The organism is Pseudomonas thivervalensis (assembly GCF_001269655.1).
Lineage (GTDB): Bacteria > Pseudomonadota > Gammaproteobacteria > Pseudomonadales > Pseudomonadaceae > Aquipseudomonas > Aquipseudomonas thivervalensis.
In genome coordinates, this window is the sequence record NZ_LHVE01000001.1 from 173,034 (window position 1) to 195,916 (window position 22,883).

The window sequence follows — 22,883 nt, forward strand, 5'->3', positions numbered from 1 at the left end:
AAGGTGAATTGGCCGGTCTTTAGCTACTTGAGACAGGCCGTTTTCCATGGAAAACGGCCTTTTTTGTGCCCGCAGGAAAGTGCTTCGTGGCCACCCTGATCCTAAAGGCTGTATCAGGCCGACTTGGCCAGGATCAGTCCATTCGCGCTCGCCGCTTCCAGGCGGATCGCGACGAACTTCGAGGTCGGGGTGTGACTGCCGTCGCCCGTGCTTTCCAACGGCACCAGCGGGTTCACTTCTGGATAGTAGGCCGCAGCCTGACCGGCCGGAATGTCGAACGCCAGCAAGGTAAACCCCTTGACCCGACGCTCGCGACCGTCTTCCCAGAGCGAGACGATATCGGCTTTCTGGCCTGGCTTGAAGCCCAGGCGAATGATGTCCGCTTCGTTGACGAACAACACGTCACGCTGGCCCTTGACGCCGCGATAGCGGTCATCGAGGCCATAAATGGTGGTGTTGTACTGATCGTGGGAGCGCATGGACTGCATGATCAGGTCGGGCAACTGGCCAGTGGCACGGGTGCGTTCATGCGCAAGGTCGGTCGGCAACAGGTTTGGCTTGAAATTGGCGCGGCCCGATGCGGTGTTCCAGCGCCGCGAACCGGCGCTGTTGCCCAGGTAGAAGCCGCCAGGGTTCTTCAGCTTTTCGTTGAAGTCCTTGAAGCCGGGTACGGTATCGGCGATCAGGTCGCGAATGCGACTGTAGTCGGCCACCAGCCAGTTCCAGTCCACCGGGCGGCTACCCAGCGTGGCGGCGGCGATGCCGGCGATGATCCACGGTTCGGAGCGCATCTGGTTCGACAGCGGCTGCAATTGACCCATGGAGGCATGCACCATGCTGAAGGAGTCTTCCACGGTCACCGCTTGCGCGCCTTCGGTTTGCAGGTCGATGTCGGTACGGCCCAGGCACGGCAGGATCAGCGCGTCCTTGCCGTGAGCCAGATGGCTGCGATTGAGCTTGGTGCTGATCTGCACCGTCAGGTCGCAGTTGGTCAAGGCTTGGAACGTCCGATGACTGTCTGGCGTGGCTTGGGCGAAGTTGCCGCCCAGGGCGATGAACACCTTGGCCTGGCCGTCGGCCATGGCGTGGATCGCCTCGACCACGTTGTGGCCGTTTTCCCGCGGCACCTTGAATTGGAAACGCCGCTCCAGCGCGTCGAGGAACGGCACCGGTGGACGCTCGTTGATGCCCATGGTCCGGTCGCCCTGCACGTTGCTGTGGCCGCGGACCGGGCACAGGCCTGCGCCTGGCCGGCCGATGTTGCCGCGCAACATCATCACGTTGGCGATTTCCTGGATGGTCGCGACCGAGTGACGGTGCTGGGTGATGCCCATCGCCCAGCACATGACCACGTTCTTGCTTCTGGCGTACATGCGCGCCGCCTGCTCGATTTCAGCCAGGGTCAAGCCTGATTGCTCGACAATCTGTTCCCACGGCGTATCGTCGACCGCCGCCAGGTAATCCAGCACGTTGGTGCTGTGCTCATTGAGGAACGCGTGGTCGAACACCGCCTCGGCGCCGCTGTTCTGCGCCTCACGCTCCCATTGCAGCAGGAATTTCGCCATACCGCGCAATATCGCCATGTCACCACCCAATGCCGGGCGGAAATACGCGGTGTTGGTCGGCTTATCGCCGTTGGTGAGCATTTCGATCGGGTTCTGCGGATGTTGGAAGCGCTCCAGGCCACGCTCCTTGAGCGGGTTGATGCAGATCACTTGGGCGCCGCGCTTCACCGCCTCGCGCAGAGGTTCGAGCATCCGCGGATGATTGGTGCCCGGGTTCTGGCCCCACACGAAAATCGCGTCGGCGTGCTCGAAGTCGTCGAACGTCACCGTGCCCTTGCCCACGCCTACGCTCTGGGACAGCGCTACGCCGCTGGCCTCGTGGCACATGTTCGAGCAGTCGGGGAAATTGTTGGTGCCGTAGGCGCGCACGAACAATTGATACAAATAGGCCGCTTCGTTACTGGCCCGGCCCGAGGTATAGAACTCGGCCTGGTTCGGGCTGGACAGCCCTTGCAGGTGCTTGCCGACCAGGGCGAACGCCGCTTCCCAACTGATGGGCTTGTAGCGGTCGGTTTCGGCGTCATAGCGCATTGGCTCGGTCAGGCGACCTTGGTATTCGAGCCAGTAGTCACTCTGTTCCAGCAACGAGGTCACGCTGTGCTTGGCAAAAAAGGCACCGTCGACGCGACGCTTGGTGGCTTCCCAGTTCACAGCCTTGGCGCCGTTCTCGCAGAACTTGACCATGCCGCTTTCCGGCGAGTCGCCCCAGGCACAACCCGGGCAGTCAAAACCGCCATTCTGGTTGGTCTTGAGCATCATGCGGATGTTCTTCAGCGCGTTGTCGCTGGTCAACCAGGCCTGAGCGACACTGATCAGCGCACCCCAGCCGCCAGCCGGGCCCTTGTAGGGCTTGTAGCGCGGAACGGGTTTCTGGTCGGCTTGTTGATGATTGCTCACGCTTGTTTCTCCATCGCAGGGCTATAGACCCGCGGCGCACTTTTTTGCGGCAGGTGGATGAGGTTGAGGTTGTGTTGGCGGGCCCATTGCACGGCGAGGCCCGTGGGCGACGACAGGCTGACCAGGGTCTGGATGCCAGCGCGCAGTACTTTCTGGATCAGTTCGAGGCTGCAACGGCTGGTGACGATCGCTACGCCACCGGCCACCGGGATCTGTTGCCGGATCAACGCGCCGATCAGTTTGTCGAGCGCGTTGTGCCGGCCTATATCTTCGCGGCCCAGCAGCAATTCGCCCTGGGCGTTCATGAACAAGGCCGCGTGCACCGCGCCACAATGTTGGCCCAAGGGCTGGAATTGGCTGATGCGGTCGCGCAGGCCATCGAGCCATTGCGCCGCAGGCAAGGGTGCGCCGGGCAGCACCTTGAGGTTGGGCAGGGCTTGCTCCACCGCCTCCACGCCGCACAATCCGCAGCCACTGGTGCCCGCCAACTGCCGGCGTTGCTGCTTGAGGTTCCAGAAGGCGCGGTTGGCGATGGTTACCTGGGCATAGTGCGCGGCACCGGTGCCGCTCAGTTGCAGATCATAGATGTCCGATGAATCTTCAATGATGCCGCTGCCAAGGCTGAAGCCGACGATAAAGTCTTCAAGGTCGGTGGGGGTGACCAGCATGACCGCCTGGCTGATGCCGTTATAGGCAATCGCCAGCGCCACTTCCTCGGCCAGCGCGGTGCTGTCCGATCGGGAGTGGTCCAGGTTGCAGTAGCGATAGCTCTGGCTGGCGGCCGGCGCGGATGTTTCCATCGCAGGCGCTGGACTGACCGGAGGCTTGTCGTTCATAGGCATCACTGAAAGTAGGAATAGTGTTAAGACTAAATGCGGCAATCTGCCACGTCTAATCGCTATTACTGATCTTCCAATAGATGACGTCGATCAAGAAGTCGTCGATGATTTCTGGTAGAGGGCAAAACAGGCCTCTGCCAACGCCGAACGCGGAGCGCCGCGTCGCATGATCAGGCCCAGCGGGACTAACGTCTGCGCTCCTTCAATGGGTTGGATGCGCAAGTCTTCGGTCAGGACATTGAGGCCGCTGTCCAGCGGCATCACCGCGCAACACAACCCGCCGTGCACAGCTTGTAACAATTGATGCACCGCGTCGGTTTGCAACAATGGTTGGGGCGTCAGGCCCCGGCTGTGGAAGTTGTGGTCGATGGATTGGCGAAAATGCATGCCGCTGGTGAGCATGCCCAGGGGCAATTCGATCAGCGCCTCCCAGCTCAGCGGTTGTTCACCGAAAAAGAAATAGCGCTGATCGTAAAGCAGGCCCATACGGGTGGGGCTGAAGGGCAGGGCCTCGAAGCGTTCGTTGTCCAGGCGTTCCAGGTAGGAAATGCCCAGGTCGATGCGGTTGTTCGCCAACTGTTCGAGGACGCGTTCGGAGCTCAGGGATGACAATTCGAAACGCAGGTTGGGGTGCTCGGCGTGCAAGCGCTGCATCATCGCCAGCGGGTCGAAGTCCGACAGCGGCACCACGCCCAGGCGCAGCGTACCTACCAGGTTGCCGCGACAGGCCGCCGCTTCGGCCTGCAGTCCGTCATAGGCCGCCAGTACCGTGCGCGCCCAGGCCAACACACGTTCCCCCGGCGCGGTGAAACCTTCAAAGCGCTGGCCGCGGTTGACCAGCGGCAGGTCGAGTTCTTCTTCAAGGCTGCGCAGGCGCATCGACAGCGTCGGCTGGGTGATATGGCAGCGTGCGGCGGCCTGGCCGAAGTGACGGGTTTCGTCCAGCGCGATGAGAAATTTCAGCTGCTTGATGTCCATCTTCGCTCCAGGGCGCGGGAAGATTCGGATTCTAGCGCTTGTGCGAGGTGGGGTCATTGGTCGGCTGGGAACCGGGTTCGTCTCGCCTGGTCTAGTCTTTGCGTCTGGACACTTAAATCAAGGAGCGTGTGCCATGAGTATCTTTAGTTTTGTGAAGGAAGCCGGTGAAAAGCTGATCGACCTGCTGACCCCCGGCAATGCCAATGCCAGCGAACAACTGAAAGAGCACATTGCAAAAGTCGGCCTGGGTAGTCCCAATGTACAGGCGACCGTCGAAGGCGACAAAGTCATCGTCACGGGTGAAGTGGCGAGCCAGGAAGAGAAGGAAAAGATCCTGTTGGCGGTGGGTAACATCGCCGGTGTTGGCAGTGTCGACGACCAGATCACCGTGACCGGCCCGGTCGCACAAGCGGCGCGTTTCGTGACCGTGAAGAAGGGCGACACCCTCAGCGCCATCTCCAAGGCCGAGTACGGCGACGCGAACAAGTACAACAAGATCTTCGAGGCCAACAAGCCGATGCTGTCGCACCCGGACAAGATCTACCCGGGGCAGGTGTTGCGTATTCCCGAGTAATCCGATCCCTGTGGCGAGGGAGCTTGCTCCCGCTGGGCTGCGAAGCGGCCCCAATGCGTCTGCTGCGCAGCCGAGCGGGAGCAAGCTCCCTCGCCACACTGATCCTGTCAGAGCCCTTCGATCAAGTCCCGATAGTCCTCCAACGCCTCGAACTCCCCCGTGTCCTTCGGCCCCTTGCGACTGTCCGGCTCGCTGACCGCCAGTAGGTGCGCCACGCCGAAGTCCCGGGCACTGCGCAACACCGGCAGGGTGTCGTCGATGAACAGGCTGCGGGACGGGTCGAAATTCAAGTCGGCTTGCAGGGCGTCCCAGAATTGCGGGTTTTCCTTGGGAAAGCCGTAGTCGTGTGAACTGATCAAACGCTCGAAGTAGGGGGCCAGTTCGATGCGTTCCAACTTCAGGGACAACGAATCACGGTGGGCGTTGGTGATCATTACCACGCGTTTACCAGCCCGCTGGATCGCCGCCAGGAAGGTATCGGCGTCCGGGCGCAAGGCGATCAGATGCGCGGTTTCCAATTTCAACTCGCGCACCGGCAGTTTCAGCTCGGCGCTCCAGAAATCCAGGCAATACCATTGCAACTGGCCGGCGTTGCGCTCGAACAGCGGCTGCAGCTCCATCTCGGCCATCGCCCGGCTCACACCATGCAGTTCGGCGTAGCGCTGGGGTAGATGTTCGAGCCAGAAATGGTTGTCGTAATGCAGGTCCAGCAAGGTGCCGTCCATGTCCAGCAGAACCGTATCGATCTCATGCCAGGGCAGCAAGGCCATAAAACTTCTCCAGCGGTAATCGGATATCCGACACAAACAATCAGAATAGGCCGGGTATAGTAGCCCGCTATCGCCCAGGGAGCCGTTCATGCGCCAGAAACCCACCATACTCGATCGCCGGATCGTCGCTACCAGCCGCCTGTTCTGCGTGGAAGAACTGAAATTGCGGTTCTCCAACGGTGTGGAGCGTACCTATGAACGTCTGGCGAGCAAGGGGGCGGGCTACGGCGCGGTGATGATCGTGGCGATGCTTGACGCCGATCACGCGGTGCTGGTGGAGGAATATTGCGGCGGCACCGATGCCTACGAACTGTCCCTGCCCAAGGGCTTGATCGAGCCAGGGGAAGATGTGCTGGCGGCGGCCGAGCGAGAGCTCAAGGAAGAGGCCGGTTTCGGTGCGCGACAGTTGGAGCACCTGACCGAGTTGTCGCTGTCCCCCGGCTACATGAGTCAGAAAATCCAGGTGGTGCTGGCGACCGATCTGTATGAAGAGCGGCTGGAGGGCGACGAGCCCGAGCCGATGGGCGTGGACAAGGTCAACCTGCGTGAACTCTCGGCCCTGGCGCAGAACCCGCAATTCACCGAGGGGCGGGCTTTGGCGGCGCTGTACCTGGCCCGTGACCTGCTGGCCCAGCGTGGAGCCTTCCTGTCATGACGTTCCCACATCAATTGATGGCCCCGGTAATCGAGCTGGCACTCAAGGCCGGCGAGGCGATCCTGCCGTTCTGGCGCGCCAACGTGTTGGTCAGCCACAAGGCTGACGAGTCGCCGGTGACGGCTGCCGATATGGCGGCTCATGATGTGATCGTCGCCGGGCTGGCGGCGCTGGCCCCGGATATTCCGATCCTCTCCGAAGAGGACGCCGATATTGCCCAAAGCGTCCGTGCCGGTTGGCAACGCTGGTGGTTGGTGGACCCGCTGGACGGCACCAAGGAATTCATTTCCGGCAGCGAAGAGTTCACCGTCAATATCGCCTTGGTGGAACAGGGCCGTGTGGTGTTCGGCGTGGTGTCGATGCCCACCAACGGTCGTTTTTACGTGGGTGGTGCAGGGCTGGGCGCCTGGCGTGGCGACAAGGGCGGGGTGCCTTTGCCTATCACGGTTCGTGACGTATTGGCGCCAGGTGAAGCGTTCACCGTGGTCGCCAGTCGCCGGCACACCAGCCCGGAGCAGGAACGCCTGCTCAATGGCTTGAGCGCGAGCCTGGGCGAGTTGCAGCTGACCAGTATTGGCAGTTCGTTGAAGTTTTGCCTGGTGGCCGAAGGCGCGGCGGATTGCTATCCACGGCTGGCACCGACTTCCCAGTGGGACACCGCCGCCGCCCAGGGCGTGCTGGAAGGCGCGGGTGGCGAGGTGTTGGACTTGAGCGGGGAGCCGTTCTGTTACCCACCACGTGAGTCGCTGTTGAATGCATCGTTCCTGGCGTTGCCGGCGAAAGCGGCGTGGCGTGGGAAGCTGTTGGAGCTTGCTCGCTCTTAAGCTCTATCCTTGTGGTAAGCGCTTTTCTGGCTAGAGCGCTTTTTGTGGCGAGGGAGCTTGCTCCCGCTGGGCTGCGAAGCAGCCCCTGCTTTGGCGGTTGCTGCGCAACCGAGCGGGAGCAAGCTCCCTCGCCACAGGGGCCACCCACCCTCCAATCCAGGTCATGTGCTGTTTCAGCGGTGCAACACGTACTGCCCCTCGAACTGCACCGCCACGTCCTCGTTCCCGCTGTTCATCACCTGTGTCTGCAAGGCCAGCCGCGCCCGTCCATAACGCCGGTAGGTGGCCAGGAAGCGTTTCCAGAGCTTTTCCTCGGGCGCTTGGCAGACGACTGTCGCATCGCGGGTCACTGGCAGCGGATAACTGATCTGCCCCTCCTGAATCACGATATGTCCGTCCTCGATGCCTTCCTCGCGCAAGGCCAGGTGCAGCCAGCCCCAGCCACCGAGCACGGCGCCGCAATACAGACTGCCACCGAACATGGTGCTCTTATGGTTGACGTTGGCCGCCAACGGCAAAGACAGGCGCAGTTGCCGGGCCTGCCAATCGAGCACCTTCAGGCCCATGTCCCGGGTCAAGGGGATGTCGTGGTGCAGGATCGATTCCAGGTAACGGCTGTCGCGGTTCATTGCGGGGCCTCTTGCTTGACGGGGAAATGGCGATAATTCAATCGGACTCATCGGCCGAACCCTGGCTGCTGTCGCCGAAGGTCAGGCCGTGCTTGCGCAACTTGTCGTGCAGGGTCTTGCGGGGAATGCCCAGGGCTTCGGCCAGGCTGCGTACCGAGCTGTGGGGACGGGTCAGTTCGGCGGCGATGAGGGTTTTCTCGAAGTTTTCCACCTGCTCGCTCAAGCCGCCGCTGACCAACTCCACCGGTGCGCCGGGGTTGCCGTCGGGCGCGCTGTTGTCCAGGGCCAGCTCCAGGCCCAGGGCAAAGCGCTCGGCGGCGTTCTGCAGTTCCCGGACGTTGCCCGGCCAGCTGTGGCGCAGCAGCAAAGCCCGGTGCGCCGGCTGCAGTTCGTGGGGCGGCAGGCCGTGGCGAGCGCTGGCTTCGTTGGCGAAATGCTGGAACAGCATCAGCGCATCCTCGCCCCGTTCGCGCAACGGCGGTATGCGCAGCGGCGCGACGTTGAGACGGTAATACAGGTCGGCGCGAAAACGCCCTTGATCGGCGGCCTGGCGCAGGTCTTCCTTGGTCGCGGCGATGACGCGGATATCCAGTGGGATCTGTTGATTGCCCCCCAGCCGCTCCACCATGCGTTCCTGCAACAGACGCAGCAACTTGACCTGGACATCCAGGCTCATGCTTTCGATTTCATCCAGAAACAGCGTGCCGCCGTTGGCGAACTCGAACTTGCCGATGCGGCGTTTCTGCGCGCCAGTAAAAGCACCGGGTTCGTGACCGAACAGCTCGCTTTCCACCACCGACTCGGCGAGCGCCCCGGCATTGATCGCCACGAAGGGGCCGTTGCGTCGTCCCGAGAGGTCGTGCAGGGCACGGGCGACGACTTCCTTGCCGGCGCCGGTTTCACCGAGGATCAGCACGTCGGCGCGGGTGGCGGCCAGTGCACCGATCTGCTCGCGCAGACGTAGCATCGGGGGGGATTGGCCCACCAGACGGGCGCTGAGCTCATGGCGATCACTCAGGGCCAGGCGCAGGCTGCGGTTGTCCAGCACCAGGCGGCGCAAGGCCAGGGCGCGGCGTACGCTGTCGAGCAGATGATCGCTGGCGAACGGTTTTTCCAAGAAGTCGTAGGCCCCGGCGCGCATCGCCTGCACCGCCAGCGGCACGTCACCGTGGCCGGTGATCAGCAGCACGGGCAGTTCCGGGTCCTGGGCGTGGAGTTCGCCCAGCAGTTCCAGGCCGTCCATACCCGGCATGCGAATATCACTGACCACCACCCCCGGCCAGTCACGGGGCAGTTGCCCGGCTACGCCCTTGGCTTCGGCCAGGGGCAGGATTTTCAGGCCGGCCAGGTCGAGGGTCTGGCTCAAGGCCTGACGCAGATGGGGATCGTCATCGATCAGCACCACCTCAATCCGGTTATCGATGGTCATACACTTCGGTCCTCGGACGGTTGCAGGCTCACCCCGGGTGCTCCGGCGCGTAGCTTCAGGGTGATCAAGGCGCCGCCTTCCTTGTGGTTGGAGAACGACAATTCGCCACCGAAGGCGCGCATCAGGGTGTCGCAGATCGCCAACCCCAGGCCAAGGCCCTGGGTGCGCGTCTTGGTGGTGTAGAAGGGCTCGCCGGCGCGGCCCAGGGCTTCCATGCAGAATCCCGGGCCGTTATCGCGGATGTACAGGTTGACGCCGGTTTCGGTGGCCTGGGCACTGAGCCAGAGTTTGCGCGGCGGACCTTTTTCGGTGAGCGCATCGAGGGCGTTGGCCAACAGGTTGCCGAGTACCTGGCGCAGGCGGGTTTCACCGGCCTCGACCCACAGCGTGGCGGCCGGCAGGTCGCGGATCAGTTCCACTTCCATGCTGCGCCGGCGTTTGGCAAGCAGCGCCAGGGCATCGTCCAGCGCTGGCTGCAGGGCGACGCTTTCCGGGGCGTGTCGGTCGCGGCGGGCGAAGGCGCGCAGGTGGGCGATGATTGACGCCATGCGCCCGGTCAGTTCGCTGATCAGCTTGAGGTTGCCGCGGGCATCCTCGGTGCGTTGATGGTCGAGCAGGATCTCGGCGTTTTCCGCGTAGCTGCGAATCGCCGCCAGTGGCTGGTTGAGCTCGTGGCTGATGCTCGCCGACATGGTGCCCAGGGCCGACAGCTTGCCGGCCTGCACCAGGTCATCCTGGGCACGGACCAATTCCTGCTGGGCCTGCTCGCGCTCCAGCACTTCCTGCTTCAAACGTCGGTTCAGCCCCTCCAAGTCGCTGGTCCGTTCGGCCACCCGGCCCTCCAGCTCGTGACGGGCCTTGGCTTCGAAGGCGATCCGATCCAGATAATGGCGCCGGCGTTGCATCATCAACCCGAGCAACAGCATCAAGACCAGCAAGGCCGCGCCACCGGTGGCGACCACGGTGCGCACCGGACGGTCGATCAGCGTGCGCGGGGCGAGAATGCTCACGCTCCAGCCGGTCTCTTCGATGGATTGGGTCTGGGTCAGCCAGGCGTTGGCATCCAGGTTCAGCGGCTTGGGGTCGCGGGTTGGATACGGTTGTACCGCGCTGATGGCCTTGCGCTCGTCGTCACTGAGCGGCCGGGTCGCGCGAAACCGCCATTCCTGGCGCGACGTGAGGATGACCACGCCATTGTGGTCGGTCACCAGCAACTGTTCCGGGGTCTTGCCCCACAGGCTTTCGGTGTGGTCGAGGTCGACCTTGACTACCAGCACGCCGATGACTTTTTCGCGGTCGTGCACGGCGGCGGCGAAGAAATAACCGCGCTTGGCCGAGGTCGTGCCCAAACCGAAGAAACGGCCCAGGCGCCCGGCCATGGCTTCGATGAAGTACGGCCGGAAAGCGAAATTGCGCCCGACGAAACTGTCGTGCTTGTCCCAGTTCGACGCGGCCAGGGTCTTGCCGGAAGGGTCCATCAGGTACATGACTTCGGCGCCGGTCTGGGCGCTGATGTTTTTCAGCAGCCGGTTGGCGTTGCCTTGAGTGACGCCGTCGTCCGGGGCCGACAAGGCGGCGCGCAAGGCCGGCAACTCGCCGAGGATTTGTGGCAACACCTCATAGCGGTGCAACGTGCCCAGCAGGTTGGCGACGTAAAGGTCCAGGGTCTGGCGGTTCTGGCCAGCCAGTTCGCTGCGGTAATAACGCTCGGCCAGGTGCTCCAACGGCCACAGCAACGGCGCCAGGCACAGCGCGAGCAAGGCCAGGCTGCGCCAGCGGGGTCTGCGGGGAAGGGTGGAGTTCATGAGCATCGGGCGCCTGTGGTGACAGGCGTATTATGCCTAGTTGCCTCGCAAATACTATTTGTAAGGCCTTACCAGGCTTGTCCGGCAAGACACTGCTGCAACGCGCTTCGCCAGTCGGGTTGGCTCACTGCCCATTCCTTGAGCAGGCGGGTGCAATCCAGACGCGAGTTCAGCGGTCGAGGGGCTGGCGTCGGGTAAGCGCTGGACGCGATGGGCTCCAGCAGCGCACACGGCTTGTGTCGTTCGAGCAGGTTTTCGCCAATGGCCTGGGCGAAACCGAACCAGGACGTCTCGCCCCGGGCCGTCAGGTGATACGTGCCCCAGGCTCCGGCTTGACCGGCCTGCCAGCGCTCGATCAGTTGGGCGGTGCTGTCGGCAATGGTGCCCGCCCAGGTCGGTGCGCCAATCTGATCGGCGACCACCCGCAGCTGCGGTCTTTCCTGTAGCAGGCGCTGCATGATCAACAGGAAATTGCGGCCTTCGGTGGAATACACCCAACTGGTGCGCAGAATCAGGTGCTGGCCGCCAGCCTGGCGGATGGCATCTTCGCCGGCCAGTTTGCTGCGCCCGTAGACACTCAGCGGGTTGGGCGTGTCGTCCTCGGTGTAGGGGGCGGGCTTGAGGCCATCGAAAACGTAGTCGGTGGAGTAGTGGATCAACGGGATGCCCAGCTCGACCGCTGCCTGGGCCAGGATGCCCGGTGCCGTGGCATTGATGGCGAACGCCCGTTCCGGCTCGCTTTCGGCCTGGTCGACGGCCGTGTGTGCGGCGGCATTGATGATCAGGCCGGGCCTCAGGACCGCGATGGGCGCGCGCAGGGAATCTGGTTGCGCCAGGTCGAGCTGGTCGCTGCCGCGTACGAGCAATTCGCCCATGCCGGACAGGCGCGACTGGAGCGCCCGGGAAACCTGGCCATTCTGGCCAATGATCAGGATGCGCAAGGGAGCACTCATGGGAACAGGTCAGCCTCGTGCAAGGCCTTGCCGTTCTGGTCCTTGGCCGAGAGGATCGGCGCGCCTTCCAGTTCCCAATCGATGGCCAGTTGTGGATCGTCCCAGCGAATGCAGCGTTCGGCCGAGGGCGCGTAGTAATTGGTGGTCTTGTAGAGAAAGTCCGCTGACTCGCTCAACACGACGAAGCCGTGGGCAAACCCTGGCGGGACCCACAGCTGCCGATGGTTCTGCGCCGACAGGCGAACGCCTGCCCATTGGCCGAAGGTCGGTGAACTGCGGCGAATGTCCACCGCGATATCCAGCACCTCCCCGGCGGTGACGCGCACGAGTTTTCCCTGGGCCTGTTCGATCTGATAGTGCAGGCCCCGCAGCACACCCCGGGTGGAACGTGAATGGTTGTCCTGGACGAACGGCAGGGTGCTGCCGGTCGCCTCGGCGAACGCCCGGGCATTGAAGCTTTCGTAGAAAAACCCCCGATCGTCGCCGAAGACTTTCGGTTCGATGATCAGGACGTCCGGTAAAGAAGTGGCGATGACGTTCAAGGTTTTTCTCCGGCGATCTTGAACAGGTACTGGCCGTAGCCGGTCTTGCCAAAATACTGGGCGCGCTCAAGGATGTGCTCGCGGCTGACCCAACCTCGCTGGTAGGCAATTTCTTCCAGGCATGCCACTTTCAGGCCTTGGCGATGTTCGATGGTCTGCACGTACTGCGAGGCTTCCAGCAGGCTGTCGTGGGTGCCGGTGTCCAGCCAGGCGAAACCACGGCCGAAGCGCTCGACGTGCAGGTCGCCGCGTTGCAGGTACGCATTGTTGACGTCGGTGATTTCCAGCTCGCCGCGTTTGGATGGCTTGATGGCCTTGGCGATCTCGATCACGTGGTTGTCGTAGAAATACAGGCCGGTCACCGCGTAGCTGGATTTGGGCTCGGTGGGTTTTTCTTCGATGGACATCGCCTGCCCTTCAGGATCGAAGTCGATCACGCCAAATCGCTCGGGGTCCTTGACCCAGTAGCCGAACACCGTTGCGCCACTTGGCCGGTTGATGGCCATCTGTAATTGCTCGCCGAAATACTGGCCGTGAAAAATGTTGTCACCCAGGATCAGGCACACCGAGTCGCTGCCAATGAACTGCTCGCCGATCAGGAACGCCTGGGCCAGGCCATCGGGCGACGGCTGCTCGGCATAGCTGAATTTCACGCCAAACTGCTGGCCGTCGCCCAACAGGTTGCGGTATTGCGGCAGATCCTGGGGAGTGGAAATCACCAGGATATCCTTGATGCCTGCGAGCATTAGCACCGAGATCGGGTAATAAATCATCGGTTTGTCATAAATCGGCAAGAGCTGCTTGGAAACCCCGAGGGTAATCGGGTGCAGGCGGGTGCCGGAACCGCCGGCCAGGACAATACCTTTCATCATGCAATTGCATCCTTGTCGTCGAGCGAGCCCAGGCGCTCGCCCTGATAACTGCCGTCCTGGACACGCTGGCACCACAGCAGGTTTTCCAGATACCACTGCACTGTCTTGCGCAGCCCGGTTTCGAAGGTTTCTTGAGGTGTCCAGCCCAGCTCCCGTTCGATCTTGCTGGCGTCGATGGCGTAGCGCAGGTCATGACCGGGACGATCCTGGACGAAGCTGATCAGGTCGGCATAGTGCTCGATGCCTTCGGGTTTGCATGGCGCCAGTTCTTCGAGCAGCGTGCAGATGCTGCGCACCACATCGATGTTTTTCTGCTCGTTGTGCCCGCCAATGTTGTATGTCTCGCCGACCGCACCCTGGGTGACGACTTTGAGCAGCGCACGGGCATGGTCTTCAACGAACAGCCAGTCGCGCACTTGCTGACCGTTGCCATAGACCGGCAGCGGTTTACCGGCCAGCGCGTTGAGAATCACCAGGGGAATCAGTTTCTCGGGGAAGTGAAACGGCCCGTAGTTGTTCGAACAGTTGGTCAACAGCACAGGCAAGCCGTAGGTGCGTTGCCAGGCGCGGACCAAGTGATCGGACGCCGCCTTGCTCGCCGAATACGGTGAGCTGGGGGCATAGGCGGTGGTTTCGGTGAACAGCTCATCCACGCCGTGCAAGTCGCCATACACCTCGTCGGTGGAGATGTGGTGGAAGCGAAACCCGCGCTTCTGCGGTTCGGCCAGGGCCTGCCAATAAGCGCGGGTGGCTTCCAGCAGGTTGTAGGTGCCCACGATGTTGGTCTGGATGAAGGCCGCCGGGCCATCGATGGAGCGGTCCACATGGGACTCGGCCGCCAAGTGCATGATGGCGTCAGGCTTGAATCGCGCCAGCACCGCACTGACGGTCGCCTGATCGACGATATCGGCCTGGACGAACTCGTAGCGGCTGTCGTGATCGATGCTGCTCAGGGACTCGAGATTGCCAGCGTACGTCAGCTTGTCGAGGTTCAGGACCTGATGCTCGGTGTCGAGAATCAAGTGCCGTATGAGCGCCGAACCGATGAAGCCAGCACCGCCAGTGATGAGAATGCGCATCCAGTTAAGCCTTTTTTCCGTGGTACGACAAAGCATAGGAGCATAGCTTGTCGGCATAGCGGGAGCGGTGCAAACGAATATGCCATCCACACACCGCCTCTACAGCGTCTTGGGAGGACTGTGCATATTTTTGAACAGGGGGGTTGCTTATTCCCTCGACTCAGTGGCGAGATAGGCATCCGAACAAAACCACTTCAGGGGTCGTTGTATGCCACTCGCTACGTTGGTTCACCGTGCCAGTTTGCCAAGCCCACAGATCAGCGCCGAGCAAGCGCTGGTGCTGCTGCGCTCGAATTACGGACTCAGCGGCGACCTGCGACCCCTTGGCAGCAACCAGGACCTCAACTACCGCGTCGACAGCGAGCGCGGGCGCTTTGTGTTGAAAATTTGCCACGGCGACTACGCTGTCCAGGAAATCCAGGCCCAACATGCTGCCCTCAAGCAATTGGCCGGACACGACGCGGTGAAAGTGCCACAGGTCATTGCGGCCATTAATGGGCAGGACTTGCTGACCTTGGACGTCGACGGCCAAGCGGTTCATATGCGCCTGCTGGAGTACATCGACGGCCAGTCCCTCACGCAACTCAAGCACCTGCCCCCCGAGCTTGTCACTGGCCTGGGCCGCCTGTGCGCGGAAATGGACCTGGCCCTGGCGACATTCGACCACCCGGGCCTGGAGCGCACCCTGCAATGGGACGCGCGCCACGCCCCGGCCCTGGTCGAGTACCTGTTGCCTGTCATCGAGGATGAAACACGGCGCCATCGGGTCGCCGAGGTCGCGCAACAGGCCGAGCGGCGCTTGCAGCCGCTCAAGGCCAGCCTGCCGGTGCAAGCGATCCACATGGACATCACCGACGACAACGTGGTCTGGCAGCGCGATGTCCAGCGCCAGTGGCAATTGCAGGGTGTCATCGATTTCGGCGACCTGGTCCGTACCTGGCGCATCACGGACTTGTCGGTGACCTGCGCGGCCCTGCTGCATCACGCCGATGGCGATCCGTTCTTCATCTTGCCGGCGATCAAGGCCTACCACGCGGTCAACCCCTTGCAGCGCCAGGAACTGTTGGCGCTGTGGCCGCTGATCGTGGCGCGCGCCGCGGTGCTGGTGCTCAGTGGTGAGCAGCAGGTTTCCATCGATCCGCAGAACCAATACAGCCGCGACAACCTGGCCCATGAGTGGGAAATTTTCCGAGTCGCCCACTCGGTGCCCTTCGAACTGATGGAGGCGGCGATTCTCAGCGCCGTCGGCCACAGCCTGCCGGCCATTGCCAGCGAGGGCTTTGCGCCGCTGTTGCCGACCCTGGTAGGGCGTGAGTTCGCCCTGATTGACCTGGGTGTGCTGAGCCCGCATTTCGAGGCCGGCAACTGGGAGCAGCCGGGAATCGATCAGCGCCTGCTGGATGAGGCCGCCGGGGTTCACGGCCTGGCTGCCAGTCGCTACGGGCAGTACCGCTTGTCTCGCACGCGACCGGACAGCGCCGCCGAACCCGACACTTATCCATTGCACGTGGCGTTGAGTGTTCCCCAAGGTACGCCGCTTGAATCACCGTTCGCCGGGGTCGTGCACAAGACCGCCGACGGCATGTTGCAACTGGACAGTACGCAATTGAGCGTGCGCTTGTGGGGCGTGACGTCGCCGCTGCATTCCGGCGCGGCGCTGGTCAAGGGGCAGGTGCTGGGCGAAGTGACGGGGCCGTTGCAGGTCCAGCTGTGCCGGGGCGCCCAGGTGAATCCGCCGCTGTTCTGCACGCCCTCCAGGGCCCTGGCCTGGCAGGCGCTTTGCCCGTCGCCAGCGGTTCTGCTGGGGCTGGCGTGCGATGCCGAGCCGGAGGTCGATCCCGAGGCGTTGCTGGCCCGGCGCGATGCGAGCTTTGCCCGTTCGCAGAAGCACTACTACGTCGATCCGCCGCGTATCGAGCGTGGCTGGCGCAACCACCTGATCGACATGCAGGGCCGCTCTTACCTGGACATGCTCAACAACGTTGCGGTGCTGGGCCATGGCCATCCACGCATGGCGGCAGTGGCTGCCCGGCAATGGTCGCTGCTCAATACCAACTCGCGGTTCCACTACGCAGCAATCGCTGAGTTTTCCGAGCGCCTGCTGGCGCTGTCGCCGTCCAACATGGACCGCGTGTTCCTGGTCAACAGCGGCACCGAGGCCAACGACCTGGCGATCCGCCTGGCCTGGGCCTACAGCGGCGGACGGGACATGCTCAGCGTGCTGGAGGCTTACCACGGCTGGTCGGTGGCGGCCGATGCGGTGTCGACCTCCATCGCCGACAACCCCCAGGCCCTGAGCAGTCGCCCGGACTGGGTGCACCCGGTGACAGCACCGAACACCTATCGCGGTGAATTCCGTGGCCCCGACAGTGCGCCGGACTACGTGCGCAGCGTCGAACATAACCTGGCGAAAATTGCCGAGAGCAAGCGCCAACTCGCGGGTTTCATCTGCGAGCCGGTGTATGGCAACGCCGGTGGGATCGCACTGCCGCCCGGTTACCTGAAACAGGTCTACGCAATGGTGCGCGAGCGCGGTGGGGTGTGCATCGCCGACGAGGTGCAGGTCGGTTACGGGCGCATGGGCGAGTTTTTCTGGGGGTTCGAAGAGCAAGGCGTGGTGCCGGACATCATCACCATGGCCAAGGGCATGGGCAACGGCCAGCCGCTGGGCGCGGTTATCACCCGTCGGGAAATCGCCGAGGCGCTGGAGGCCGAGGGGTATTTCTTCTCGTCGGCCGGTGGCAGCCCGGTCAGTTGCCAGATCGGCATGGCGGTGCTCGATGTCATGGAGCAAGACAATCTCTGGGAAAACGCCCGGGTGGTTGGCGGGCATTTCAAGGCCAGGCTGGAGGCCCTGATCGACCGATATCCATTGGTCGGCGCGGTGCATGGCTCTGGGTTCTACCTGGGCGTGGAGCTGATCCGCAACCGTGACACCCTGGAGCCGGCCACTGAAGAAACCACGGCGTTGTGCAATCGCCTTCGGGAATTGGGGATCTTCATGCAGCCGACCGGCGATTACCTGAATATCCTCAAGATCAAACCGCCGATGGTGACCACGCGTCAGAGTGTGGATTTCTTTGTCGATATGCTGGCCAAGGTATTGGACGAGGGGCTGTAATCGATCTGGAATGCCAAGCTGTTCCCCCGTGTGGGAGCGAGCTTGCTCGCGATGAGGGTGTCCAAGCCGATATTCATTTGGCTGACCTGCCGCCATCGCGAGCAAGCTCGCTCCCACAGGGGTTGGGGGTGTTCTAAATCGATTTTTGTCGGCTTTTTTTGACAAAATTTTCATAGGTTTTAGTTTTGGTGGCTTTATTAGTCGATATTTATCGTTTATAAAGTTGCCACTGCCCATCGCCCAGGAGATGACCCATGACAACGTTGCACAGCACTCCGCGCGCGGATGGTTTCCACATGCCAGCCGAGTGGGCGACCCAGACCCAGGTCTGGATGATCTGGCCCGAGCGCCCGGACAACTGGCGCCTGGGCGGCAAGCCCGCGCAGGCTGCCCACGTGGCGGTCGCCAAGGCCATCGCCCGTTTCGAACCGGTGACCGTGGCGGTGTCTGCGGCCCAATACGAAAATGCCCGGGCGCGCCTCGATGTGCCGAATATCCGCCTGGTGGAAATGTCCAGCGATGACGCCTGGGTCCGCGATACCGGTCCTACGTTCGTGATCAATGACAGCGGTGAAGTGCGCGGCGTCGACTGGGATTTCAACGCCTGGGGCGGTTTTGACGGCGGCCTGTACGCACCGTGGAACCGTGATTCGCAGGTGGCCGGCAAGATCCTCGAGATCGAACGCAGCCCGCGTTATCGCACCGAAGGTTTCGTGCTTGAGGGTGGGTCGATCCATGTCGATGGCGAAGGCACCCTGATCACCACCGAGGAGTGCCTGCTCAACCGTAATCGCAACCCGCACATGAGCCGCGAGGAGATCGAGGCGGTGCTCAGCGCGCAATTGGCGGTGGACAAAATCATCTGGCTGCCGGACGGTCTGTTCAATGACGAAACCGACGGCCATGTGGATAACTTCTGTTGCTACGTGCGTCCCGGCGAAGTCTTGCTTGCCTGGACCGACGACCCGCAAAACCCCAACTACACTCGCTGCCATGCGGCGATGGATGTGCTGCAAAACAGCACTGACGCCAAGGGGCGCTCGTTCACAGTGCATAAAATGCCGATTCCGGGGCCGCTGTATGCCACCGAAGAAGAATGTGCAGGCGTGGATGCGGTGGAGGGATCCCAGGAACGCAATCCTAGCGTGCGACTGGCCGGTTCCTATGTAAATTTCCTGATCGTCAACGGCGGCATCATCGCGCCGAGTTTTGACGATCCGCTGGATGTTCCGGCCAGGGACATCCTGCAGGCGCTGTTCCCGCAGCACGAAGTGGTCATGGTGCCGGGCCGCGAACTGTTACTGGGCGGCGGCAACATCCATTGCCTTACCCAACAGCAACCCGCGCCGCGCGCAAAATGAGTGGCGATGTAACAGCCTGGTGATATCGCCTGCGCCGGCTCTAGTCGGCCATTTTGGATCCATCCTGGTAAAACCCGCGGTCCAATTGGGCTGTGGGTTTTTTTGTGTCAGCCGTAGGTCGCCGTGGATACATTGGCATAGCTCTTGTATCGGTCCAGCGGCAGTTCCGGGGAAGGGAGCTGAGTTGTTTTGTCATAAACCTTGGATAAATTAGCCGCTCATCAACCAGGAGAGGGCGCTGGAATGAATATGACAAGCGAGCGCACATGCCATCCCTTGGCCGTTAATGGTGAGTCGCTTCAAGCTTTGGCGCAGTGGTTGAAGTCCAACGGAACGCGTCAGATCAGAGAACCTGATCCGCGCCGGATGATCGTTGAGCGCTACCCCGTTGGCCTGTTCAGCGAGGCGGAGTTGGAAGCGTTGTGGGATGTGATGCAAGGATAGAATTCGACGGATTGATAAAAAGCGCTGGCCGGAATGGCAGCGCTTTTTTTGTGTCCGCTGGCTTTCAATTCGCACAAACCCCTGTGGGAGCGAGCTTGCTCGCGATCGCGGTGGGTCAATAACACAGATGTTGACTGACACACTGCCATCGCGAGCAAGCTCGCTCCCACAGTGGGGTGGGGTTTAGCGGGACATTCGACCGATCCACGAAACACACTGAAAACCATTCCGGCGTTTTTCCGTAGCGCTGTCGAGGCTACCCTGCGGTCATTGAATTTTCATGGCTAGCGGAGTTTCCATGACCACCCTTCATTACCTCTACGACCCGCTGTGTGGCTGGTGCTACGGTGCCAAACCGCTGGTGCAGGCGGCCCAGGCCGTATTGCCGGTGATCCTGCATGGCGGCGGCATGATGACCGATGCCAATCGCCAGCAGGTCTCGCCACAATTGCGCAATTACGTGATGCCCCACGACCGGCGCATCGCTGAATATTCCGGGCAGCCCTTTGGCGAGGCCTATTTCGACGGGTTGCTGCGCGACCATAGCGCGATGTTCGATTCGGCGCCGCCGACCGCTGCCATCCTTGCGGCTGAACAGCTCGGCGGCCGCGGCCTGGAACTGCTCGGACGGCTGCAAACCGCCCACTACGTCGAGGGCCGGCGCATCGCGGACGAAGCCGTCCTGCTGGAGCTCGCTCAGTCCATCGGCCTGCCGGCCCAGGCGTTCTTGGCGGCGTTGCGCGCGGCTGCTGTGCAAAGGCATATCGAGGCCAGTCGCGCCTTGCTGCACCAAGTCGGTGGCCAGGGCTTTCCAACCTTCGCCTTGGAGCAGGACGGCCAGTTCACGCTGATCGACATCGGTCCCTGGTTCGGCAAGCCTGAAGTATTTGCCCGATGGTTGAAGCAAGCCGTTCCGGAGCAGGCCTCTGCGCCCTCCATGGCTTGCGGCCTGGATGGCTGTTCGATTTGATCTGTTCTTAGACGTTTTTTGCCTAATTACAGACGATTCACGAAATTGACACACGGTTAAGGGCGCGACTAGGATTCGTCCTACGCCTGTGGCTAACAGCCATGACTCTTAAATAATAAAAGGGCCCGACACGATCAGACGTGGGCGGGCCTTTTCATTATTTTCAGGAGCAAGAGTCCGAAAAAGAGCGCAAAAGCGCCATTTCGGCTGCTCGCCGCGGTGCGTATCAACCCGTATAAGGAAAATAATCATGTTGAACAAGCGCATTAGTTTGATCGCACTGGGGATCTTGAGCACGACACACGCCATGGCCAACGACCAGGCAGAGTCCAAGGGGTTCGTTGAAGACAGCAGCTTGAAAGTGCTGTTGCGCAACGCTTATATCAACCGCGACTACAAAGACGGCAACGAGGACAAGGCCGAATGGGGCCAGGCGGCCATCGGTACGTTCTCGTCCGGTTTCACCCAAGGCACGGTGGGCGTGGGTGTCGATGCCTTCGGCCTGTACGCGTTGCGTCTGGACGGCGGCAAGGGCCGTAGCGGTGCGCAAGGCATCGATTTCTTCAAGCAAGGTGACAGCGGCAGCGCGGCCGATGACTTGTCCAAGTTCGGTGCAGCAGTCAAATTCCGCGTCTCCAATACCGTACTGGCCTACGGCGACCAGATGCCGGCCCTGCCGGTGCTGAGCTATGACAACTCGCGCCTGCTGCCGGAAAGCTACACCGGCACGCTGGTCACCTCCAAGGAGATCAAGGGCCTGGAACTGAATGCCGGCCGTTTCACCGCCGAATCGCGCAAGAGCGCCGAAGGTCGTGACAGCGGTGGCCTGAAGTCGATCAATGTATTGGGCGGCAGCTATCAATTCACCGAGCAATTCAAGGCTTCGCTCTACGCTTCGGATGTCGAAGACGTATTGAAGAAGCAATACGTGAACGCCAACTACGTGTTCCCGCTGGCCAAGGATCAGTCCCTGACCCTGGACTTCAATGGTTATCGCACCAAGCTGGACGACAGCTACGTTCGCGAAAACAACGTCACCGGCGACGACAACAAGATCTGGAGCCTGGCCGCCACTTTCGCCACCGGTCCGCACAGCTTCACGCTCGCCCACCAGCGCAGCACCGGCGACAGCAACCTGGGTTATGCGTATGGCGGTTATCAGCGCGGGCAGAACCGAGTGGGTGATGGCGGTAACACGATCTACCTGGCCAACTCCTACTGGTCCGACTTCAACGCTGAAGATGAGCGCAGCTGGCAGTTGGGCTACGGCCTGGACTTCACCACCTTCGGTGTACCGGGCCTGACCTATAACGTCGCTTATGTGCGTGGCGATAACATCACCACGTCCACCAGCGAAGGCGGTACCGAGCGCGAGATCTTCAACCAGTTCAAGTACGTGGTCCAGAGCGGCCCGGCCAAGGACTTGAGCGTCAGGTTGCGCAGTTCTGTGTTGCGGGTGTCGCAGAAGTCCAGCGAGTACAACGTCAGCGGCAATGAGCTGCGGGTGTTCGTGGATTACCCGATCAGCGTCTTCTGATGCCTGATCAGGTTGTAAGCCGATAAAACCGTGGCGAGGGAGCAAGCTCCCTCGCCACGGTTGATTCATGCCTGCCTGAAGTGAACAGCATTGCGACGCCAAGCTCGGGTTCTTTTGGCTTCTAGCCCAAGAAAAGCCGCTGAAACTGCTTGTTTTCCCGAGAAAAAGTCGTATTCATGTAATGTTGCCCACCGTTTCAAGCGCCGCTTGAAATGCCTCAAATACTTTCTCATGGACGTAAATCCTGCACCTACTAGATTAGGCCGCTCAATGCAGTGGAGACCTATGAAAAATGATCGTTCTGAACAGGGAAGTGGGCGAAGCGCTGAGACGTGACAAATACGTCAACGTTCGCGGTGGAGACTTCAACCTCTACGGTCATTTCGGCGATTTTGTCCGGCTGACCAAAAGCTGGGAAAACATGGAGCCCGACAGTTATTACGGCCAGGCCGAGTCAGGCATGCGTTTTCGCCGCTACAGCGACTTCGAATACAACCCTACGACCCGCGAGCTCAAGCAGCTCGAACACCGGGCCTATGTTCAATCCAAGGCCAACAACAGTTACGTCGGCGGGCTGGAGCGGCACTTCCAGGACTTCTCCAACGAGGTGATCAACTCGCCGGTGATGCGCAGCCTGATCGACACGGACTTCGAGGTCTACAAGAACGTCTTGCCGCAGGAACTGCACGATGAAATCTGGCAGTGCCAGATCCATCAGATCCGCATCGAGATCAAGCCGGGTAAACAGCTGGAAATCACCCCCGAAGGGATTCACTGCGACGGCTATCCGTTCAGCGGCGTGCACTTCTGGGGCCGTCAGAATGTGGCGGGTGCGGAGAGTCGCTTGTACACCGCCCAGGAAGAACAGCTGGCGGCGACGACCTACGAGGACATCCTCGACACCACGTTTTTCCTGGATCGCGACATGCGCCATTACGTGACCCCGGCGCGCAACACCCATAGCCACGACATGGCGTACCGGCAGATCCTGGCCATTTCCTTTTCGCGGCCCGGGACCGCTTTCGACATTGTTCGCTGA

20 protein-coding genes are annotated in these 22,883 nt (G+C 61.7%); 9 read left to right on the plus strand and 11 right to left on the minus strand.

From position 1 onward, the window contains the following. Window positions 1–113: 113 nt before the first annotated feature. From AD659_RS00675 to AD659_RS00685, 3 genes are all read right to left on the minus strand, one after another. A complete protein-coding gene (locus AD659_RS00675; RefSeq protein ID WP_053117353.1) occupies window positions 114–2,462 on the minus strand; it encodes an FdhF/YdeP family oxidoreductase in 2,349 nt (782 codons plus the stop codon). Then, on the minus strand, window positions 2,459–3,298 hold the full coding sequence (fdhD, locus tag AD659_RS00680) for a formate dehydrogenase accessory sulfurtransferase FdhD (RefSeq protein WP_053117356.1): 840 nt from the start codon (window positions 3,296–3,298) through the stop codon (window positions 2,459–2,461). The genes AD659_RS00675 and fdhD overlap by 4 nt, the downstream gene beginning before the upstream one ends. A 93-nt stretch (window positions 3,299–3,391) precedes the next feature. Beyond that, a complete protein-coding gene (locus AD659_RS00685; RefSeq protein WP_053117361.1) occupies window positions 3,392–4,279 on the minus strand; it encodes a LysR family transcriptional regulator in 888 nt (295 codons plus the stop codon). A 133-nt stretch (window positions 4,280–4,412) separates the two neighbouring features. Between AD659_RS00685 and lysM the strand changes: the two genes are divergently transcribed. Further along, a complete protein-coding gene (lysM, locus tag AD659_RS00690; RefSeq protein WP_053117364.1) occupies window positions 4,413–4,853 on the plus strand; it encodes a peptidoglycan-binding protein LysM in 441 nt (146 codons plus the stop codon). Between the two features lie 107 nt (window positions 4,854–4,960). Here the strand turns inward: lysM and yrfG are convergent, their stop codons facing one another. Further along, window positions 4,961–5,623, minus strand: coding sequence for a GMP/IMP nucleotidase (yrfG, locus tag AD659_RS00695; protein WP_053117367.1), 663 nt, complete (start codon window positions 5,621–5,623; stop codon window positions 4,961–4,963). Window positions 5,624–5,711: 88 nt separating this feature from the next. Between yrfG and nudE the strand changes: the two genes are divergently transcribed. Together nudE and cysQ are read left to right on the plus strand one after the other, a co-directional pair. Further along, window positions 5,712–6,278, plus strand: coding sequence for an ADP compounds hydrolase NudE (gene nudE, locus AD659_RS00700; RefSeq protein ID WP_053117370.1), 567 nt, complete (start codon window positions 5,712–5,714; stop codon window positions 6,276–6,278). After that, on the plus strand, window positions 6,275–7,102 hold the full coding sequence (gene cysQ, locus AD659_RS00705) for a 3'(2'),5'-bisphosphate nucleotidase CysQ (RefSeq protein ID WP_053117373.1): 828 nt from the start codon (window positions 6,275–6,277) through the stop codon (window positions 7,100–7,102). The genes nudE and cysQ overlap by 4 nt, the downstream gene beginning before the upstream one ends. Before the next feature lie 173 nt (window positions 7,103–7,275). Here the strand turns inward: cysQ and AD659_RS00710 are convergent, their stop codons facing one another. The 7 genes from AD659_RS00710 to rfbB all read right to left on the minus strand — a co-directional run bounded on the left by AD659_RS00710 (window position 7,276) and on the right by rfbB (window position 14,411). After that, window positions 7,276–7,731, minus strand: coding sequence for a YiiD C-terminal domain-containing protein (locus AD659_RS00710; RefSeq protein ID WP_053117376.1), 456 nt, complete (start codon window positions 7,729–7,731; stop codon window positions 7,276–7,278). A gap of 37 nt (window positions 7,732–7,768) precedes the next feature. Then, window positions 7,769–9,160, minus strand: coding sequence for a sigma-54-dependent transcriptional regulator (locus AD659_RS00715; RefSeq protein ID WP_053117379.1), 1,392 nt, complete (start codon window positions 9,158–9,160; stop codon window positions 7,769–7,771). Beyond that, window positions 9,157–10,965: a sensor histidine kinase gene (locus AD659_RS00720; protein ID WP_053117382.1), complete on the minus strand. Its 1,809-nt coding sequence runs from the start codon at window positions 10,963–10,965 to the stop codon at window positions 9,157–9,159. The genes AD659_RS00715 and AD659_RS00720 overlap by 4 nt, the downstream gene beginning before the upstream one ends. Window positions 10,966–11,033: 68 nt before the next feature. Further along, entirely contained in the window at window positions 11,034–11,918 is an 885-nt protein-coding gene (gene rfbD, locus AD659_RS00725; protein WP_053117385.1) for a dTDP-4-dehydrorhamnose reductase, read from the minus strand. After that, window positions 11,915–12,460 (minus strand): dTDP-4-dehydrorhamnose 3,5-epimerase, encoded by a 546-nt coding sequence (rfbC, locus tag AD659_RS00730; protein WP_053117388.1) that lies wholly within the window; start codon window positions 12,458–12,460, stop codon window positions 11,915–11,917. Before rfbC ends, rfbD begins: the two co-directional genes overlap by 4 nt. Beyond that, window positions 12,457–13,332 carry a glucose-1-phosphate thymidylyltransferase RfbA gene (rfbA, locus tag AD659_RS00735; RefSeq protein ID WP_053117391.1) on the minus strand — a complete coding sequence of 292 codons (876 nt, stop codon included), beginning with the start codon at window positions 13,330–13,332 and terminating at the stop codon, window positions 12,457–12,459. Before rfbA ends, rfbC begins: the two co-directional genes overlap by 4 nt. Beyond that, a complete protein-coding gene (gene rfbB, locus AD659_RS00740; RefSeq protein ID WP_053117394.1) occupies window positions 13,329–14,411 on the minus strand; it encodes a dTDP-glucose 4,6-dehydratase in 1,083 nt (360 codons plus the stop codon). Before rfbB ends, rfbA begins: the two co-directional genes overlap by 4 nt. A 208-nt stretch (window positions 14,412–14,619) precedes the next feature. Between rfbB and AD659_RS00745 the strand changes: the two genes are divergently transcribed. The 6 genes from AD659_RS00745 to AD659_RS00770 all read left to right on the plus strand — a co-directional run bounded on the left by AD659_RS00745 (window position 14,620) and on the right by AD659_RS00770 (window position 22,883). Continuing rightward, window positions 14,620–17,532 (plus strand): aminotransferase, encoded by a 2,913-nt coding sequence (locus tag AD659_RS00745; protein ID WP_053117396.1) that lies wholly within the window; start codon window positions 14,620–14,622, stop codon window positions 17,530–17,532. 254 nt (window positions 17,533–17,786) lie between these two features. After that, window positions 17,787–18,893, plus strand: coding sequence for an agmatine deiminase (aguA, locus tag AD659_RS00750; protein WP_053117399.1), 1,107 nt, complete (start codon window positions 17,787–17,789; stop codon window positions 18,891–18,893). Window positions 18,894–19,136: 243 nt separating this feature from the next. After that, on the plus strand, window positions 19,137–19,337 hold the full coding sequence (locus tag AD659_RS00755) for a hypothetical protein (protein WP_003196752.1): 201 nt from the start codon (window positions 19,137–19,139) through the stop codon (window positions 19,335–19,337). Between the two features lie 298 nt (window positions 19,338–19,635). Beyond that, window positions 19,636–20,307, plus strand: coding sequence for a DsbA family protein (locus AD659_RS00760; RefSeq protein WP_053117401.1), 672 nt, complete (start codon window positions 19,636–19,638; stop codon window positions 20,305–20,307). Window positions 20,308–20,557: 250 nt separating this feature from the next. After that, the gene (locus AD659_RS00765; protein ID WP_053117404.1) at window positions 20,558–21,844 is read left to right on the plus strand and encodes an OprD family porin; all 1,287 of its coding nucleotides are present in this window, start codon (window positions 20,558–20,560) and stop codon (window positions 21,842–21,844) included. Window positions 21,845–22,136: 292 nt separating this feature from the next. Then, window positions 22,137–22,883: a 2OG-Fe dioxygenase family protein gene (locus AD659_RS00770; protein WP_053117408.1), complete on the plus strand. Its 747-nt coding sequence runs from the start codon at window positions 22,137–22,139 to the stop codon at window positions 22,881–22,883.